The sequence below is a fragment of the Methylosinus sp. Ce-a6 genome, assembly GCF_009811655.1.
Taxonomy (GTDB): domain Bacteria; phylum Pseudomonadota; class Alphaproteobacteria; order Rhizobiales; family Beijerinckiaceae; genus Methylosinus.
In genome coordinates, this window is the sequence record NZ_BGJX01000026.1 from 1 (window position 1) to 15,900 (window position 15,900).

16 protein-coding genes are annotated in these 15,900 nt (G+C 66.0%); 5 read left to right on the forward strand and 11 right to left on the reverse strand.

What is annotated here, in order from left to right:
• Window positions 1–211 precede the first annotated feature (211 nt).
• The 4 genes from Mspo_RS14745 to Mspo_RS14760 all read right to left on the reverse strand — a co-directional run bounded on the left by Mspo_RS14745 (window position 212) and on the right by Mspo_RS14760 (window position 3,853).
• A complete protein-coding gene (locus Mspo_RS14745; protein ID WP_159731022.1) occupies window positions 212–784 on the reverse strand; it encodes a gamma-glutamylcyclotransferase in 573 nt (190 codons plus the stop codon).
• Window positions 785–879: 95 nt separating this feature from the next.
• Window positions 880–2,178: a capsule biosynthesis protein gene (locus Mspo_RS14750; RefSeq protein WP_159731024.1), complete on the reverse strand. Its 1,299-nt coding sequence runs from the start codon at window positions 2,176–2,178 to the stop codon at window positions 880–882.
• Between the two features lie 76 nt (window positions 2,179–2,254).
• A complete protein-coding gene (locus Mspo_RS14755; RefSeq protein WP_159731026.1) occupies window positions 2,255–3,289 on the reverse strand; it encodes a hypothetical protein in 1,035 nt (344 codons plus the stop codon).
• A gap of 261 nt (window positions 3,290–3,550) precedes the next feature.
• Window positions 3,551–3,853 (reverse strand): hypothetical protein, encoded by a 303-nt coding sequence (locus Mspo_RS14760; RefSeq protein WP_159731028.1) that lies wholly within the window; start codon window positions 3,851–3,853, stop codon window positions 3,551–3,553.
• A 321-nt stretch (window positions 3,854–4,174) separates the two neighbouring features.
• On the opposite strand from Mspo_RS14760, the gene phaR reads away from it, so the two are divergent.
• A complete protein-coding gene (phaR, locus tag Mspo_RS14765; RefSeq protein ID WP_159731095.1) occupies window positions 4,175–4,789 on the forward strand; it encodes a polyhydroxyalkanoate synthesis repressor PhaR in 615 nt (204 codons plus the stop codon).
• A 113-nt stretch (window positions 4,790–4,902) separates the two neighbouring features.
• Here phaR and Mspo_RS14770 read toward each other — a convergent pair whose 3' ends face one another.
• From Mspo_RS14770 to gloB, 3 genes are all read right to left on the reverse strand, one after another.
• Complete coding sequence (locus tag Mspo_RS14770) at window positions 4,903–6,693, reverse strand: bifunctional diguanylate cyclase/phosphodiesterase (protein WP_159731030.1); 1,791 nt, start codon at window positions 6,691–6,693, stop codon at window positions 4,903–4,905.
• A gap of 132 nt (window positions 6,694–6,825) precedes the next feature.
• On the reverse strand, window positions 6,826–7,290 hold the full coding sequence (locus Mspo_RS14775) for a cupin domain-containing protein (RefSeq protein ID WP_159731032.1): 465 nt from the start codon (window positions 7,288–7,290) through the stop codon (window positions 6,826–6,828).
• The gene (gene gloB, locus Mspo_RS14780; protein WP_159731034.1) at window positions 7,287–8,060 is read right to left on the reverse strand and encodes a hydroxyacylglutathione hydrolase; all 774 of its coding nucleotides are present in this window, start codon (window positions 8,058–8,060) and stop codon (window positions 7,287–7,289) included. The genes Mspo_RS14775 and gloB overlap by 4 nt, the downstream gene beginning before the upstream one ends.
• 120 nt (window positions 8,061–8,180) lie before the next feature.
• On the opposite strand from gloB, the gene Mspo_RS14785 reads away from it, so the two are divergent.
• Window positions 8,181–8,939: a class I SAM-dependent methyltransferase gene (locus Mspo_RS14785; RefSeq protein ID WP_159731036.1), complete on the forward strand. Its 759-nt coding sequence runs from the start codon at window positions 8,181–8,183 to the stop codon at window positions 8,937–8,939.
• Between the two features lie 56 nt (window positions 8,940–8,995).
• On the opposite strand, the gene Mspo_RS14790 is transcribed toward Mspo_RS14785, so the two are convergent.
• The 3 genes from Mspo_RS14790 to Mspo_RS14800 form a co-directional block, all read right to left on the reverse strand.
• Window positions 8,996–9,691, reverse strand: a complete 696-nt coding sequence (locus tag Mspo_RS14790) for an alpha/beta hydrolase (RefSeq protein ID WP_159731038.1) — start codon at window positions 9,689–9,691, stop codon at window positions 8,996–8,998.
• A 37-nt stretch (window positions 9,692–9,728) separates the two neighbouring features.
• The gene (locus tag Mspo_RS14795) at window positions 9,729–10,640 is read right to left on the reverse strand and encodes a hypothetical protein (protein WP_159731040.1); all 912 of its coding nucleotides are present in this window, start codon (window positions 10,638–10,640) and stop codon (window positions 9,729–9,731) included.
• 491 nt (window positions 10,641–11,131) lie between these two features.
• Window positions 11,132–12,139 (reverse strand): outer membrane protein, encoded by a 1,008-nt coding sequence (locus tag Mspo_RS14800; RefSeq protein WP_159731042.1) that lies wholly within the window; start codon window positions 12,137–12,139, stop codon window positions 11,132–11,134.
• A 304-nt stretch (window positions 12,140–12,443) separates the two neighbouring features.
• Here Mspo_RS14800 and Mspo_RS14805 point away from each other — a divergent pair, with 304 nt between their 5' ends.
• On the forward strand, window positions 12,444–13,721 hold the full coding sequence (locus Mspo_RS14805) for a cystathionine gamma-synthase family protein (protein ID WP_159731044.1): 1,278 nt from the start codon (window positions 12,444–12,446) through the stop codon (window positions 13,719–13,721).
• Window positions 13,722–13,788: 67 nt separating this feature from the next.
• Here the strand turns inward: Mspo_RS14805 and Mspo_RS14810 are convergent, their stop codons facing one another.
• Window positions 13,789–14,040, reverse strand: coding sequence for a hypothetical protein (locus tag Mspo_RS14810; RefSeq protein ID WP_159731046.1), 252 nt, complete (start codon window positions 14,038–14,040; stop codon window positions 13,789–13,791).
• A 211-nt stretch (window positions 14,041–14,251) separates the two neighbouring features.
• On the opposite strand from Mspo_RS14810, the gene Mspo_RS14815 reads away from it, so the two are divergent.
• Both Mspo_RS14815 and Mspo_RS14820 read left to right on the forward strand, forming a co-directional pair.
• A complete protein-coding gene (locus Mspo_RS14815; protein WP_159731048.1) occupies window positions 14,252–14,599 on the forward strand; it encodes an antibiotic biosynthesis monooxygenase in 348 nt (115 codons plus the stop codon).
• Window positions 14,596–15,858, forward strand: coding sequence for a DUF2325 domain-containing protein (locus Mspo_RS14820; RefSeq protein WP_159731050.1), 1,263 nt, complete (start codon window positions 14,596–14,598; stop codon window positions 15,856–15,858). The genes Mspo_RS14815 and Mspo_RS14820 overlap by 4 nt, the downstream gene beginning before the upstream one ends.
• Window positions 15,859–15,900: the final 42 nt, after the last annotated feature.

The window sequence follows — 15,900 nt, forward strand, 5'->3', positions numbered from 1 at the left end:
TTCCTCTTCGCCCGCCGACCCATCGCGCTCCTCGACGAGCCGCCGCCCAAATACCTCGTCCCGAGCCGATGGAAATCCCCAGACCAGCTGGAACTCCACTATGCCTGATTTTCCCCGGACAGCCGTGCGCGTAGCGGGGGAGGGTTTGGGATGGGGCGTCGATCGCTTCGCCGACCTTCTCCACGCTCGCGGGGAGAAGGCGAGGCGCTTTTCAAGCGCTCTCGGCGAGGGGCGCCGCCTGCGCCGCGAGGCGGCGCACGATCTCGGCGAGGGCGGGATCGCGAATGTCGAGCCGCCGCAGATGATCATGCGTGTTGCGCACATAGGAAGGATTGTCGCCCGAGGCGCCGACGCCCCCCGCGACGAGGCGCGTCATCTCCTCGATCGACAGACGCCCGGCATATTGCTCATGGGCGCGGTCGACGATGAAAGTCAGCGCGCGGGCCGCGCCGCCCTCGGCGAAGCGAAGCCCCACGGTGCGCTCGAGATAGACGGAGGTCACCAATTCGCGGGCGCGAAGATAGTCGATCGTCTCCTCGCGCGCCGCGCCGGCGACCCGAAAGGCCACGCCGAGACAGGAGCCGCCATAGTCGAGGCCGAGCACGAGGCCGGGGCGCTCCCGCGTTCCGCGGTGGACATGGGAGAAGACGCAGAGCGATCGGTGGTAGCCATGCACCCAGGCGAGGGCGCTCTCGCGAAATTCGAAGCCGGGCCGCCACATCAACGAACCATAGCCGAACACCCAGAAATCGCCGTCCCAGAAATCGCCGTCCCTTGTCGCCATCGATCGTCGACCTCTCCTTTCGCGCTCCAGATTCGTTCGATTCCCCTCTCGGGTAAAGCCTTTTGTCGCGCCGGACCGCTTTTGCAAAATCCCGCTCAGAGCCTGTGATCGTCGATCGTGGCGAGGAGCAGGGCGGCGATGCCCCAGACGATGGCTAAGCCGAGGAAAACCAGCAGGGAATAGCTCACCCGATGCGGATAGCGCGACATTTCGGGGGCGGCCGGGGGAACGAAGACGGTGAGATAGATGCTCTGCCGATTGGCGCGCAGCGTGGCGCGATCGAGATCGGCTTTGGAGAGCGCGTAGAAACGTTCGGCCATCGCCTTGCGAACCTCGAGCTCCTCGAATTTCGCCAGATTTGCGGCCACGGTGGAGCCGGGCGAATTCGCGCCTTGGCTCGAGGTGAGCTTGCCCTTGAGCTCCTTGATCTGCCTTTCGGTCGAATCGAGCTGCTCGCGCATCACGCGCACCGTCGGCGCGTCCGGGGCGAGCTCGTGGCCGGCGACGAACAGCTCGCTCTCGAGCTTGATCTTCTGCGCGACGAGCGGCGCCAGCAGACGGCCGATCTCGGCTCCGGTCAGGGTCGGATCGATCACGCCGAATTCGTCGCGGAACTTGTGGAGATCGGCGAGCGTCGCCTGCACGGCCTCGAAGGAGCGGCGCACGTCTTTTTCCGCCATTGCGGTGGCGTCGCGCCGCGCGCGCTCGGAGATGCGGTTGACCAGCGCCTCGCTCGCCGCGACGACGGCCGAGGCGAGCGCGAAGGCGTCCTCCTTGCGGAAGGCGCGGACATATACGGTGACGAGGCTCGACTGGGCGTCGACGGTGGTCTCGACCATGGATCGCCAATATTCGGTCAGCTCGTCCATCGTCGCGTTGCGGCGCAGGCGTGTCAGGAAATCCGCTTCCGGCCTGCGGAAGATCGCGCGCAGGTCGAGCTTGCCTATCACGTCGGCGACGATCGCGCGGCTGCGGATATAGCTCGTCACGATATAGGCGTTCTGGCCCGACGGCGTGAAGGTGAAGCTGGCCGACTCTCCCTTGGGCGTCGCGACCGCCTCCAATTCGATCGCGCGCACGGCGAACCGCGTCTCGACGGCGAATTGATCGGCAGCGAGAAACGCGAAGTAGAAGGTCGCCGCAAAGGACGGAACCAGCACGAAGGCGATGAAGCTCAGCCAGATCGGCGGGATCCTGGTCCGGCTCTCGAGCGCGCGATTGGCTTCCGTCGCGATGCGCTCGACCTGGACGACGATCTGACGCGCGGCCTCCGGCGCATGGGAGAGCGGCCGCAGCCATCCGATCGGGACGAGCGAGCGCGACGGCCGCGGAGCGTCCGGGCGCAGGCGCAGGCCCTCGTCCTGCCTCTCCTTCGGCGGCCTGATCTCGATCATCGGAGCCGGCCGACAATTTGCGCCGAATGCGGCGAGCGCGAGGCGTCCAGCGCCGTCGCGGCGTCATGCGTCGTCGTCAATAGGCCTCCTCGATCGCAGCTTTGGCGGTGTGGTAGATTTCGAGATCCTGCTCGATCAGCAGCTCGACCTCCGGCAGCCGGCGCAGCTCGCGCGCCAGCTCTCCGACGGCCGCGAAATAGGGGAGAGGCGGAAGCGTCGCGGCCTCTATGTCCAGCAGGGCTTCGACCTCCTCGAGAAAACGGTCCTGGGTCTCCCGCAGCCCGACCACGGAGAAGCTGGCGAGCGCCGCGAGCGCCTTGGCTATGCCGTTCTTGGGCGGCGGCTCGTCGAGCGAATCGGCGGAGAGCTGCCGTGTCAGCGGATTGGCCAGCACGCCGATGACGTCCCGCGGCATGGCGTCGAAGGCGCGCCGCAGCCCGGCGCCGTCCGGCTCGATCTGCTGGGCGAATTCGATCGCCCGCTGATAGGAGAGCATGTCTCTCGCCCCGAGCAGCTCGTCGCCGAAGCGCGAGACATGCTTCAAGGTCAGCAGCCGCTCGGCGAGCTCGAGATAAGGATCGTGCATCAGAATAATGGTCTTGAACTTGTCGTGTATGTAGTTCGAATAGGTGTTGAATGTGAGACGGCCGCTCACATAGAGCGAAGACACATTGTCCAGCATGAAGACTTGAAGCGCGGTCTCGCGTCCGTGCCGCTCCACGCCCTTGTGGAAGAACTGGAACTTGTGCTCGACCTTCTCGTCCAGTCGCCAGAGCGGGAAGAGATGCGTCTCCAGGCGAAAGACGCGCTGATGCGTGACCTCCGAGCCATTGCGCCGACGATAGATCAGAATGCCGGATTCGGCCTCGCTGATCTCGAGGCTGCGGTTCAGGGCGAGGCCCGGAACGATCGAATCGTCGACGGTGAAGCCGCAGAGCCCCGTCGCGTGACGGCCGGCGGCGACGAGCGAGGGGCGCGCCTCGCGGCAGGGGAGCTCCGCGATCTGAATGCCGCTCTCGGTGATGCGCAGGGTCGGCGAGGCGGAATAGTCGTCCGGAACGACATAGCCGACGATCTGGTCGCCACGGTCGGCTTCGATGTTGAACAACATGAGCCCAATTCCGTTTCCGGCCCGTCTCGCCCTCGCCGGCGTCCTCGCGGCTTTCTCGGGAGGCCGATTTGAGGCGAATCGACCGCTGCGCGTGTTTCGCACATAGGCAGGCCTGTCTCAAGCGCGCGGCTCTCGGCCGGCCACGCCTCTCTTAGCGCATTGCCGCTTTGCAGGAAAAGCCTTGCTGCGATGTGGCGAAAAATCGTGAAATCGCCGATTTCCGACCAGATTTTCGCCGGGATCGGAGCCCGCCGGCGGTTGTCACCACCAGCCTCGGCCCCAGTGCGAGCCCCGTGGACCGAAGCCATAGGCATAGTCGTAGCGGACGGCGCGCCGCTCGGCGGCGCGGTCGAGGTCCACCTGCAGAAGGCATTTCGCGAAAGCTTCGGTCCCGGTTCGAAAGCCGTAAGAGCGGCAACGCGCCTCGTCGGCGGCGCGCTGCTCGGCCAGGCTCGTGGTGTTGCAGGCGCCGACGAGGAGCGCCGCGGCCGCCGCCACGAGCAGCTTGACGACCGGCAGCTTGACGACCGGCAGCTTGGCGATCGGCAGCTTGGCGATCTGCATGTCGTCCTCCGATCCGCGTCGCGGGCTCCCGGCGGGAGCGCGAATGATTTATCGGCAGTATAGCCGAGGCCGCGGCCAGGATCGAGGGGCGCGCGCTCGCGGCGGCCCCCGCGAAACCATTTCTCGACGAATTTATTGCGGGATGCGTCCGGTTGCGGCTATCGTTCGGGGAAGAGTTGCGGTCGCAATTCCGATCGCCGTACCAGGAACGAGGGTATTTTGCTACGCACGCCGAAATATGAGAAGGGGACCGGCGCTCAGCCCGCCGGAGCCGAAAAGATCGTGGCGGCGCGCCAGGATGACGGAGGCGGCGGGCGAAAAATGGCGACCGAGAAGAAGCCGACGACGATCAAGAAATACGCAAATCGGCGTCTCTACGACACGGGCACGAGCACCTATGTCACGCTCGAGGACCTCGCCGCCATGGTCAAGCGCGGCGAGGATTTCGTCGTCTGCGACGCCAAGACCGGCGAGGACATCACCCGTCCCGTGCTGACGCAGATCATCTTCGAGCAGGAGAGCAAGGACGGGCAGAGCCTTTTGCCAATCGCATTTTTGCGCCAGCTCATCCGCTTCTACGGCGATTCGATGCAGATGCTGGTGCCGAGCTATCTCGAGTTCAGCATCGATCGGCTGACGCGCGATCAGCAGAAGTTCCGCGATCAGGTGTCCCAGGCGCTCGAGGGCGCGCCTTTCGGCGAGCCGACCCGTCAAGCCTTTCAGTCGCTCGAGGAGCAGGCGCGCAAGAATATGGCGGTGTTCCGCCATGCGCTGACCATGTTCAACCCCTTCGGCCTGCCGGCCGAGCCGCCCGCCGCCTCCGCCGAGCCCGCCGCGGCCTCCGAAACGCCGCCCCGCTCCGATCTCGACGAGATGAAACGTCAGCTCGACGAGCTGAACAAGCGCATCGACCAATTGTCCGGCAAGAGCGGCTGAGCGCCGGCGAGCGGCATTCCGCTCCCGCGCCGTCGTTGGCGCGAGCCGAGCCGCTCGACTGCGTTTCCAACGCCGAACCGGCGTCCGCCTCGGCTGGAAACGCTCGTATCGCGTCAGGCGCGGCGGGAGATGTCGTGAGCCTCGGACGGCGAGGCGGCGACGACCGCCGAGCCGAACAGCGAGCCTTGGAAGTAGTCGACGCCCCAGCCGCGCAGCAGTCCCGCTGTCACTTCGTCCTCCACCCATTCCGCGACGATCTTCAGACCGAGATGCTTGGCGAGATCGGTGAGCGTGCGGACGAAGAAGCGGTCGTCCTCGGATTTGACGATGTTCTGGATAAAGACTCCGTCGATCTTGACGAAGTCGAAGTCGAGCAAGCGCAGATTGCGGAACGACGTGTGTCCGGCGCCGAAATCATCCATGGCGAATTTGATGCCGAAGCGCTTGCACTCGCCGATGAGCTGCCGCGTCTTGTCGAAATCGTCGATCAGAGTGGTCTCGGTGATTTCGATGGTGAGGCGATCGGCGACGCCCGGATAGACGCGCGTCACATTGGCGAGCCATTCCGGCCATTCCGGATCGTGCAGAGTGGCGACGGAGGCGTTCACCGAAATATGCAGCGCAGGGTCGGCGCGCAGGCGGGTGAGCGCGAGCTCCAGCACGCGCTGGTCCAGCAGGCGCACGAGGCCCGATTTCTCGGCGATCGGCATGATGTCGCCGGGCGCGACGATGGAGCCGTCGGAGAGCCGCACGCGCAGCAGCGCCTCGTAGAAGGACGTCGCGCCGGACTGCGCGCAGACGATCGGCTGAAAGGCGAGCTCGACGCGGCGCTCGTTGAGCGCGGAGACGACGCTGTCGGAAATCTGCAGGGCGTGCAGCCGCCCATTGTCGCGCGCGAGCGAAGTGGCGTAGCACACGAGGCGCTGGGCGTTGCGCTGGCGCGCCGCGTCGAGCGCCTCCTCGGCGTGCTGGAAGAGCACGGAGGGCGATCTTCCGTCGCGGGGCGCGACGACGGCGCCGATCCGCGCCGTCACGGAAATCGCGCCGGCGTCGGTCGTGAAAGGCGAATGGGCGATGACCTCGATGAGCCGCAGGCTCGTCGCCTTGGCCTGCTCGATGTCGCAATTCTCGAGCAGCACGGCGAATTTATTGCCGGCGTAGCGCGCCACGAGATCATTGACGCGGACATTGGCGCGCAGCCGCGAGGCGAGGCCGACGATGATCTCGTCGCCGGCGTCATAGCCGTAGGTGCGATTGAGGGCGAAGAGATTTTCGAGCGCGACCAGCAGAATGGCGAAGGGCTTGCGCGATTTTTCCGGTTGGCCGAGCAGGCGCAGCGAATGTTCGGCGAGCAGCGCGCGGCTCATCGCTCCGGTGAGCGCGTCGAATTGCGCATTGCTCGACAGCCGGCGCTCCATCTCGTGGCGCTCGGTGATGACGCGGAGGACGCCGATGGCGCGGGCCGGGCGGCCGTCGCGGCCGGCGAACCATTTGCCGTAGTCCTCGATCCAGACGAGCGGGCCGCCGCCGGTCTCGCGCGGCGGGGCGAGGGCGTAGATCGCGTTGAAGAACACGCCGCGCCCGTCGTCGGCGCCCGTCGACATGACGATGGCGTCGAAGCGCGAGGTCGCGCTCTGCGCGGCGAGGCGCTCGCCATAGGCGCGGCCCGACGAGAGATCGAGCTGGGCGAAGGGCGCCAGCACTTCCGCGAGATTTTCGCCCCATATGAGCCGGTCGGTGGCGATGTCCCATTCATAGGACAACATCCCGATCGAAAGCAGGATGGCGTGGGGATCGTGGCCCGTAGGTTGTGGCGGCGCAGTCGCCGCGACCGCCGCGGAGGGAGTGGAGGCCTCCGGCAATCCGGAAGAAACCGCCTTGTCGGCGAGGTGGCGCAATTGCATCGGCGGGCCTGATCGATCGAATACGTAAGGGCGCCACTATTGGGGCCAAAAAGTAAACGCGGCGTTTAGAGCGCGTTCCGCTCGAACGGAATCGTTCGAGCGACCCGAATTCGCTTCGACTGGTCTGAGGGCCTATTCTTCGCCGTTCGCGCGCGGCGGCGGAAAATCGGCGGGCGCGAGCTCGAAGCGCGAGAATTCGAAGCCCGGCGCGACGGTGCAGCCGACGAGCGTCCAGGCGCCGAGGCTCCGCGCGCTCTGCCAATGTCCGGCTGGAACGACGATCTGCGGGCGCTCGCCGCGCATGACGTCCGGCCCGAGAATGCGCCGATGGGCGGCGTCGCCGGTCGCCGAAAGATCGAGAGCGAGCGGCGCGCCGGCGTAGAAATGCCAGATCTCGGCGGCGTCGACACGATGCCAAGCGGAGATCTCGCCGGCGCGGAGCAGATAATAGATCGCCGTCGAGGCGGCGCGGCCGTCCTCGACGATGCGGGAATCGCGAAAGGTCTCGCGATAGAAGCCGCCTTCCGGATGCGGCGCGAGATCCAGCAGACGCACGATTTCCGCCGCCGAGGGCGGGGCGTCGGGCGAGGTCGTCATCGGAAAACGTCCTTTCTCTCGCGCATCTCGGCGAAGACATGGACGGGATCGGCGGTCTCCATTCCGAGCGCTTGCCGCAGCTCGGGGTCCTCCGCGCGCAGGAAGGGATTGGTCGCGAGCTCGAGCGCGATCGTCGTCGGCAGAGTGGCTCTGCCCTGCGCGCGCAGCGCGTCGACCTCGCGGGCGCGATCGGCGAGCAGAAGATTGCGCGGATCGACGGTCTGGGCGAAACGCGCATTGGCTTGCGTATATTCGTGGCCGCAATAGACGCGGGTTTCCGGCGGCAGCTCTGCGATCTTCTCGAGCGTCGCGAACATGACGTCCATCGGCGTCTCGAAGACGCGGCCGCAGCCCAAGGAGAACAGCACATCGCCGACGAAGAGGATCGCATCTTCCTCGAAGTGATAGAGAATGTGCCCGATCGTATGTCCCGGCGCCTCTATGACCCGCGCCGCGGCGGCGCCGACCTTTACAAGGTCGCCCTCGCCGACCTCGAGGTCGAGGCCCGGAATGCGGGCCCGATCCTTGCGCGGACCGACGACGCGCGCCTGCGGATAGAGTTCCTTCAGCCCCGCCACGCCCCCGATGTGGTCGGCGTGATGATGCGTGACCAGAATGTCGGTGAGGCGCCAGCCGCGCCGCGACAGCTCGGCCGCGATCGCGCGCGCGTCGGGCGCGTCGATGGAGGCGACGGCGCCTGTGGCCTCGTCGCGCAGCAGCAAGCCGAAATTATCGGCGAGGCAAGTGAATTGAACGACTTCCACGCCCATCGGGCCGCTCCTTTCGAGGCGTTGTCACTTCCCCTCGAGGAAGGTCGAGCGACGCAGGCGCCCCTGCCGCGGCTGTCGCTCGCGCTTGCGTCGCGCGGAAGATATTGCGAAATAGCAAATATGTCTCTCGACGTCGTCGACCTGCGGAGTTTTTACGGATCGCCGCTCGGCCAGGCGGCGTGGCGCCTCGTCGGGCGCATGGTGCGAAGCCGTTGGGAGGACCATGCGGGCCTGCGCGTCCTCGGCATAGGCTACGCCACGCCCTATCTCGTCGATTTCCAGGAGCGGGCGCAGCGCGTGCTCGCCTTCATGCCGGCCGCCCAAGGCGTCGTCCATTGGCCCAATGGCGGCCGCTCGGCCTCGGCGCTCGTCGAGACCACGATGATGCCGCTGCCGGATGCGAGCGTCGACCGCGTTCTTGTCGTCCATGCGCTCGAGGTCGGCGAATCGCCGCGCGATATTCTGGAGGAGATCTGGCGCGTCCTCGCGCCGGGCGGACGGGTGATCGTCGTCGTTCCCAGCCGCTCGGGCCTCTGGGCGCGCGTCGACACGACGCCTTTCGGCCACGGCCATCCCTATTCGCGCGGCCAGCTCCAGAGTCTTCTGCAGGAGACGCTGCTATTGCCGGTGTTCTGGGGCGAGGCGCTCTATGTGCCGCCTTTCGCTCGCGCTTTTCTGCTGCGCTCGGCGCCGGCCTTCGAGCGGATCGCCGGCCGCTTCTCGCTGCCCGGCGGCGGCGTCCATATCGTCGAGGCGACGAAGCAGCTCTACAGGCCCGCGGGCCTGCGCCGCGCCGTGCGCCGCGCGCTGGCGCCGCTCGACGAGGTGCTCGCCCCGGTCGGCGCGGGCGCCGGCCGCGACGGCGCGCCGGCGCTCTAGAATCATTGGTCCCGAAAACCGCTTCACGCGTTTCGGGACCATGCTCTGACCGAGGCTCAGCGTCCGCCGCGCCGGCCGAATTCGACGGGCAGGCCGAAGCTTCTCGCCAAGAACAGGCCGCCATGCAGCAGGCCGGCGTTGTCTATGCCATGGTCGAGACCGGCGGAGAGATGCCATTGCGTCGGCACGTCGGCCTTGGCGAGCGCATTGGCGGAGAGCAGCAGCGCCTCCGCCGGAATCATCGAATCCTCCTCGCCATGGACGAGCAGGACCGACGGCGGCTTGGTCCCGAATTGCGGTGGAATGTCCGCCGGATCGCTTCCCGCGACCAATATGCCCGAATAGCCGAGGATCGCGGCGGGCGCCCGGCGAAGCCTCAGGCCCACATGCAGCGCCAGCATCGTCCCCTGGCTGAAGCCGACGAGCGCCAGACGGCTCTCCTCGAGCTCGTGCCGGGCCAGCTCCTCGGCGAGGAAGGCGTCGAGCAGCGGCCGCGTCGCCACCACGCCGCGCCAGCGCTCCTCCGGGTCGCGCATCGTCAGCGGAAACCATTGCCGTCCGGCGGGCGACAGCGCGCAGCGCTCCGGCGCATGAGGCGAGACGAAAGCGGCGTCCGGCAAAAAGGAGCGCCATTGCCGCCCGATCTCGATCAAATCGTTGCCGTCCGCGCCATAGCCGTGGAGGAAGACGACGAGCTGCTTGGCCTTGCCGGAATTGGGCTGAATTCGGGGGCCGTCGATCTGGGACGCCATATCGATCTCGCAATTCTGCGGAAAGAGACCGAAAGCCTCATCCGCCGTTCAACACGGCCGCGACGCCGGCGACGAGCATCGCCACGCCGAGCCATTCCCGCGCTCCGGTCTTCTGCGCGAACATGCGGCGCGTGACCATTTGCGCGAACAAGATCTCGATCAGCGCCAGCGTGCGAACGCGCGGCGCGGATTCGAGAGCGAAGGCCAGGAACCAGAACAGCGTCGCGAAGGCGCCGATCAGCCCCGCCGAAAGAGATTCTCGCCAATGGGCGAGGATGGCGGAGAGACCGCCGCGGTCGAAGACGCTCAGATAGAGCAAGATCAGCGCCGTTTGCAAGACGAGGCCGAGAACGAGCTCGGTCGCGGCCGCGACGACAAAGGAGCCGCCGCCGAGCGCCAGCACGCCCTCGCGGTAGCAGACGGTGGAGACCCCGAACAGCGCGGCCGAGGCGAGGCCGTAGAAAATCGGCCGCCATGGCGCGCCGCCGCGCAGCGCGGCGGCCGGGTCCGGCAGCGAAAGCGCGAGCACGCCGAATGTCGCCGAGAGAACGCCGAGCGCGAGCGGCGGCGTCGCCGGCTCGCCCATGAACACGAGTCCGAAGACGACGATCTGGGCCGCCTCCGTCTTGAGCAGCGCCGTGACGATGAGGAAGGAGCGCTCGCGCATGGAGACGAGCATCAGCGCCGTCGCCGCGATCTGCAGCGCGGCCGCCGTGGCGATGAGAAGCAGCGCGCGCGCATCCGGCGTCGGCGGCGGCGCGCCGACGATCGCGCAGGCGGCGGCCAGAAAGAGCAAGGAAAAGGGACAGCCGAAGAGAAAGCGCACGAATGTCGCGCAGGCCGCGCCGAGAGAATCGGTGAGGTCGCGTTGCAGAGCGTTGCGCATTGTCTGACCCCCGGCGGCGGTCAGCGTGAAGACGGCCCAGGCCCAGGCGGGAGCGGAGGTCATAAACAGCAGAGCTTTCGTTGCGTCGCGCGCTTCTAGCGCATGTTCCCGAGAAGTGCGAAGCGGTTTTCCGAGAAGAACATGCGAGCTCGAATGGCTCTCGTGGCCTGCGTCATTCGAACTGAAGACCCGAAGGCCCCCTCCCTCACCCTCCCCCGCTTTGCGGGAGAAGGGGCGTCGACGTTTCGCATATTCTCGATGAAGCGCCGAATCTGCTCCCTCTCCCGCGCAGCGGGGGAGGGCTGGGGAGGGGGCCGAGCGTCTTCACTTTCATCGACGCAAGCCACTAGCGCGTTTCCAGCCGAAGTGGACGCCGGTTCGGCGTCGGAAACGCGTGAATACAAATGCCGAGGGTCTTTCCGTGCTTCAATGAAGCACGGAAAGACCCTCGCGCGATCCGCTACGAAATATCCACGCCGATTTCGCTGCGACGAAAACGAAAAGCCCGGCCGTGAGGCCGGGCTCTCGCGATCTGGGAGCCAAAAGAGATCGGATCAGTATCTCGCGACGACCGGGGCCGGCGGCGGCGCCGTGAAGAAGTGATAGTTGATGCCGATGCGCGCGACATGGCCGTCGAATTTCACGCGCGTGACGCCCTGGTTGACCGAGGTGAGGAGCGGCGTGGTGAAGCCGAGCACCGAGATCTGCGGGCCGACCGCGGCCAGCGGGCCGTTCAGATAGCGAGCCGTGCCGAGATCATAGTAGAGATATTCGGCCTTGAGGCTCAGGTTCGGCGCGAACAGCCATTCGAGGCCGCCGCCGACCGTCCAGCCGATGCGCGACTCGTTGTAGCGCGCGAAGCCGCCGATCGAGCCGAAGGGGACGCTGATCGACAAGAGCGGAGGGAGAATGGACAGCGTGTTGTTCAAGAACAGCGACTGTTGAGTCGTCGCCTGAGTGCCGCCATAGGCGAGACCGCCGGTGGCATAGAGCAGGAACGACTGTCCCCAGATGTAGCCCAAACGGCCGCGCACCGTGCCGAGCCAGTCGGTGCGCGACGTCACTGTCGTCGCGGACGCGGCGGCGCGATCGAATCTGATAAGGCCGGGACCGATGTCGAAGGCGTTCCACGAGGAAGCGCCGATGAAGCTATTTTCGCTGCGGATTCCGGCTCCTTGCAAATCGACTTCGAGGCCGACCAGGAAGCTGTTTCCGAATTGATAATTGTAGCCGACCTGGCCGCCGCCGATGAAGCCGTTGCGCTGGGCGTTGGCGGTGCCGCTCGCCGCCAGCGCCGCAGAGCCGGCGCGGGGATCGATGACGATCGGAGCGAGGAAGCCGGCGGGGCCGAACGAGTCGAAGACATTGACCGTCGCGACGTCGATGGTGTTCGTCGCGCCCCATGAATAGCCGGCGTTCAAACCGGCGTAGAATCCGGTCCACAGAGGCGGCGGCGGAAGCGGAGGCGGCGGCGGCGCCTTGATGGCGGGGAGATCCGCGGCGAGCGCCGCTCCAGCGGATAGAGCCAGGGCTATCGCGGTGGCCGAGAATAATTTCTTCATCGAGGAGAATCCTTTTTCAACAAAGTTCGGCGCCACATGAGGCCGCGCGCTGTCGCTGTCCGCTCGCCGACGATCATGTGGCTATTGAAATGCTAAGTCCCGCTCCGAGATTCGGTCAACGACGGCGAGCCGCAATCGCGTGATCTGTCGTCGATTTCCGGCGAGTGTGACGCGCATGCGACCTTAGCGGAAAAAACTAGGTACTCATTTGTGTGGACATGTGCGCGAGACGAAGGCGATGGCGTGAAAGACGATTGTGAATCGCAACACATTCATCGAACGCGTCGACGAGAGGAGAGCCGTCATGAGCAGCGAGCGCTATCACAAGATCCGCATCGGCCAGCATCGTCTCCACCCGGAGACGTTGATGCTCGGCTATGGCTACGATCCGGCTCTCTCCGAAGGCTCGGTCAAGCCTCCGGTGTTTCTCACTTCGACATTCGCCTTCCGCACGGCCGAAGAGGGGCGCGATTATTTCGATTATCTCGCCGGCCGCAGCGCGCCCGAGCGCGGCGAGCAGCCGGGGCTCGTCTATTCGCGCTTCAATCATCCCAATCTCGAGATCCTCGAGGATCGTCTCGCCGCGCATGAGAACGCGGAGACGGGCCTCGTGTTCTCCTCCGGCATGTCGGCCATCGTCACGACGATCCTCGCTTATGCGAAGCCCGGCGACGTCATCTTGCACAGCCGCCCACTCTATGGCGGCACGGAAGTGCTGATCGGCCGCACGCTCGCGCCCTTCGACGTGAGAAGCGTCGGCTTCACGGACGGGCTGGATGAAAGCGCGGTGCGCGGCGCGGCGGAGCGCGCCATGGCCGCGGGGAGCGTCGCGATGATCTTCGTCGAGACGCCGTCCAATCCGATGAACAGTCTCGTCGACATCGCCCTGGTGGCGGCCATAGCGCAGGAGATCGGCGCGCGTCAGGGACGCCGTCCGATCCTGTGCTGCGACAACACTCTGCTCGGCCCGGTGTTCCAATCGCCGCTCGAGCATGGCGCCGATCTGTCGCTCTATTCGCTCACCAAATATGTCGGCGGCCACAGCGATCTCATCGGCGGCGCCGTCATCGGCGCGCGCGCCGCGCTCGCGCCGATCCGCGCGATGCGCAACGCCATCGGCACGCAGCTCGATCCGCATTCCTGCTGGATGCTGGCGCGTTCGCTCGAGACATTGTCGCTGCGCATGCGCCGCGCCGCGAGCAATGCTGCGGTCGTCGCCGATTTTCTCGCCGCCCATCCAAGGGTCGCGCGCGTGCATTATCCGCCGCTGCTGCCGGAGGATCATCCGGCGCGCGCGCTCATGCTGCGCCAGTCGAGCTCTGCGGGCTCCACCTTTTCCTTCGAGGTCGAAGGCGGCGAGGAGGACGCCTTCGCCTTTTTGAATCGGCTACAGATATTCAAGCTCGCGGTGAGCCTCGGCGGCACCGAATCGCTCGTGTGCCATCCCGCGACGACTGTGCATTCGGGGCTCACGGAAGAGGCGCGGCGCGAGATCGGCATAACGCCGGCGCTCGTGCGCATGTCGATCGGCATAGAGCATCCCGACGATCTCGTCGCCGATATCGCTCAGGCCTTTTCCTGAGCATTAGAGCATGTTCCCGAAAAGTGCGAAGCGGTTTTCAGAAAAGAACATGCGAATCCAAATAAACTTAGAGCGCATTCGGACATGATTTGTCCGAATGCGCTCGAGAGGCGCAGCGCCGCATCACCCGCGCCGCGAAATCGACGCAGCGCCGACGCAGGCATTCGTCCGGGCACTCGGTCGAGTAATATTCGCTCGCGGCGACGAGGCAGAATTCCGCGAGCGCGCTCTCGTCCGTGCGCACGCCAGCAGGCGCCGCGCGCGCCGCCTGCTCGAGCAGAGCGTCGATCTTGCGTCTTTCTCCTTCGATGTCGCACATTTTTGCCTTCTCCTTCGCGTCGGTTCCATCGCCGCCGATGATCGCGGCGTTTCGGGCGACATCGTGGAGAGAGGGTTGGAAAGCTTGCAGAGAAGATTTTTGGAAATCTTGCAGCTTCCTTTCCGCCGCCGGGACTTGATCGCGACGCGGCGCCGAGCGACGATGGTCGAAAGGCGAGCCGCCGGGCGCGGCCGGAAAAATGGAGTTCGACATGTTCATCGCGATGAACCGCTTCAAGGTCGTCAAAGGCGAAGAAAAGGCGTTCGAGCAGATTTGGGCGTCGCGCCGCACGCGCCTCGAGGAAATGGAGGGTTTCGTCTCCTTTCATCTCCTGAGGGGGCCGGAGCGGGAGGATCACACGCTCTACGCCTCGCATACGATGTGGGAGACGAAGGCGGCCTTCCTCGCCTGGACGACCTCGCAGCAGTTTCGCGATTCGCACAAGGACGCCGGCAAGAACAAGCCGCTCTATGTGGGGCATCCGGAGTTCGAAGGCTTCGACGCCGTTCTCGAGCAGACAAATCCGCGCGGCGACGCGGTCGCGGAGACGGCGATATGAGCGAGCGGCGTCCGCTGGTTTCGCTGAGCGCGCTGAAATCGACCCTGGCGGTCGAGAGCTTCGAGCTCGCGCCGCTCGTTCGTCGGGACGCGCGCCGGCGCATATGGGAGATCATCGGCGCGTCGCATTGCTCGATCGTCGGCACCTGCCTCACGGTCGCGGAATTGCGCAAGATCGCGAGGCGCACCGGCTTTCTCGGCAATGAGGCGCGCTATGGCGACTATCAGATCCATGGCCTCTTCGTCGAGAAAATGCATGAGGAGAATGTCGTCTCCCGCGCGGTGCAGAAGCATCTCGACGCCAAATATGAAGGCGCGGTCCGCAAGGCCAAGGCGCTCGACGGCGAGGAGGAATTCCTCGACTATTGGGAGAGCGCCGTCGACAATGGTTTCGTTCCGGGCGCCTATTGGGCTCTGATCGGGCATCCGCGCCTGCCTGCGGGCGTCGAGACGCGCATCTTTGGCGACATTCACATGATGTCGCATCTGAGCGGCGCGGCGCATCGCGGCGAGGCGCGCGAGGTCGCCGAGGCGCGACGCGCGAAGTCCGAGATCGCGCGGCGTCTCGCCAATGTCATCGCCGAGCGCAATGACGAGCTCGCGCGGCTGCGCGGCGAGATCGGCCGGCTCGGCGAAGAGCTTCGCCAAGCGCGCGCGCTTTCGGCGGAATGCGTGAGCCTGCGCCGGGAGATCGACGCGCTGCGCGCTGAAGAGAGGGGCGACGAGACATTGCGCGAGCTCGCGGCGCTGCGCTGCGCTCATGCCGATCTGCGCGAGGATCATGCGCGTCTCGAACGGCGCCTGGAGAGGTTGAAAGCGAAAGAGGCGCGTGTCGTCGAGGTCGAGTCGGCGCGGCGAATCGCGCCGCCGGCCGTGACATCCGAGATCGCAATTGCCGCAGAATCGCGCGAGAGCGATCTTTGCGGGCGTTGCCTGCTCTATGTCGGCGGGCGGCCGCGCACGGTCTGCCGGCTGCAGCGACTCGTCGCGCGCCGCAACGGCTCGCTGATTCATCACGACGGCGGCATGGAGGACAATCGCGCCATGTTGAGCGAGCTGGTGCGACGCGCGGATGCGGTGTTCTTTCCCGTCGATTGCGTCAGCCATCGCGCGGTCGGCGCGGTGAAGAGCCTGTGCGAGAGCCATGGCATTCCCTATTGTCCCTTGCGCAGCGCGAGCGCCTCGGCTTTCGAGAAGGCGATCGAGACGTTCGGCGCGCCGGTCGTAGAGGCGCAAGAGGCGCGCGCGGAGCAGGGTTAGAGGAGGGCGGGTGACGAGACGAAGGTTTCCCATAGTCGGCGA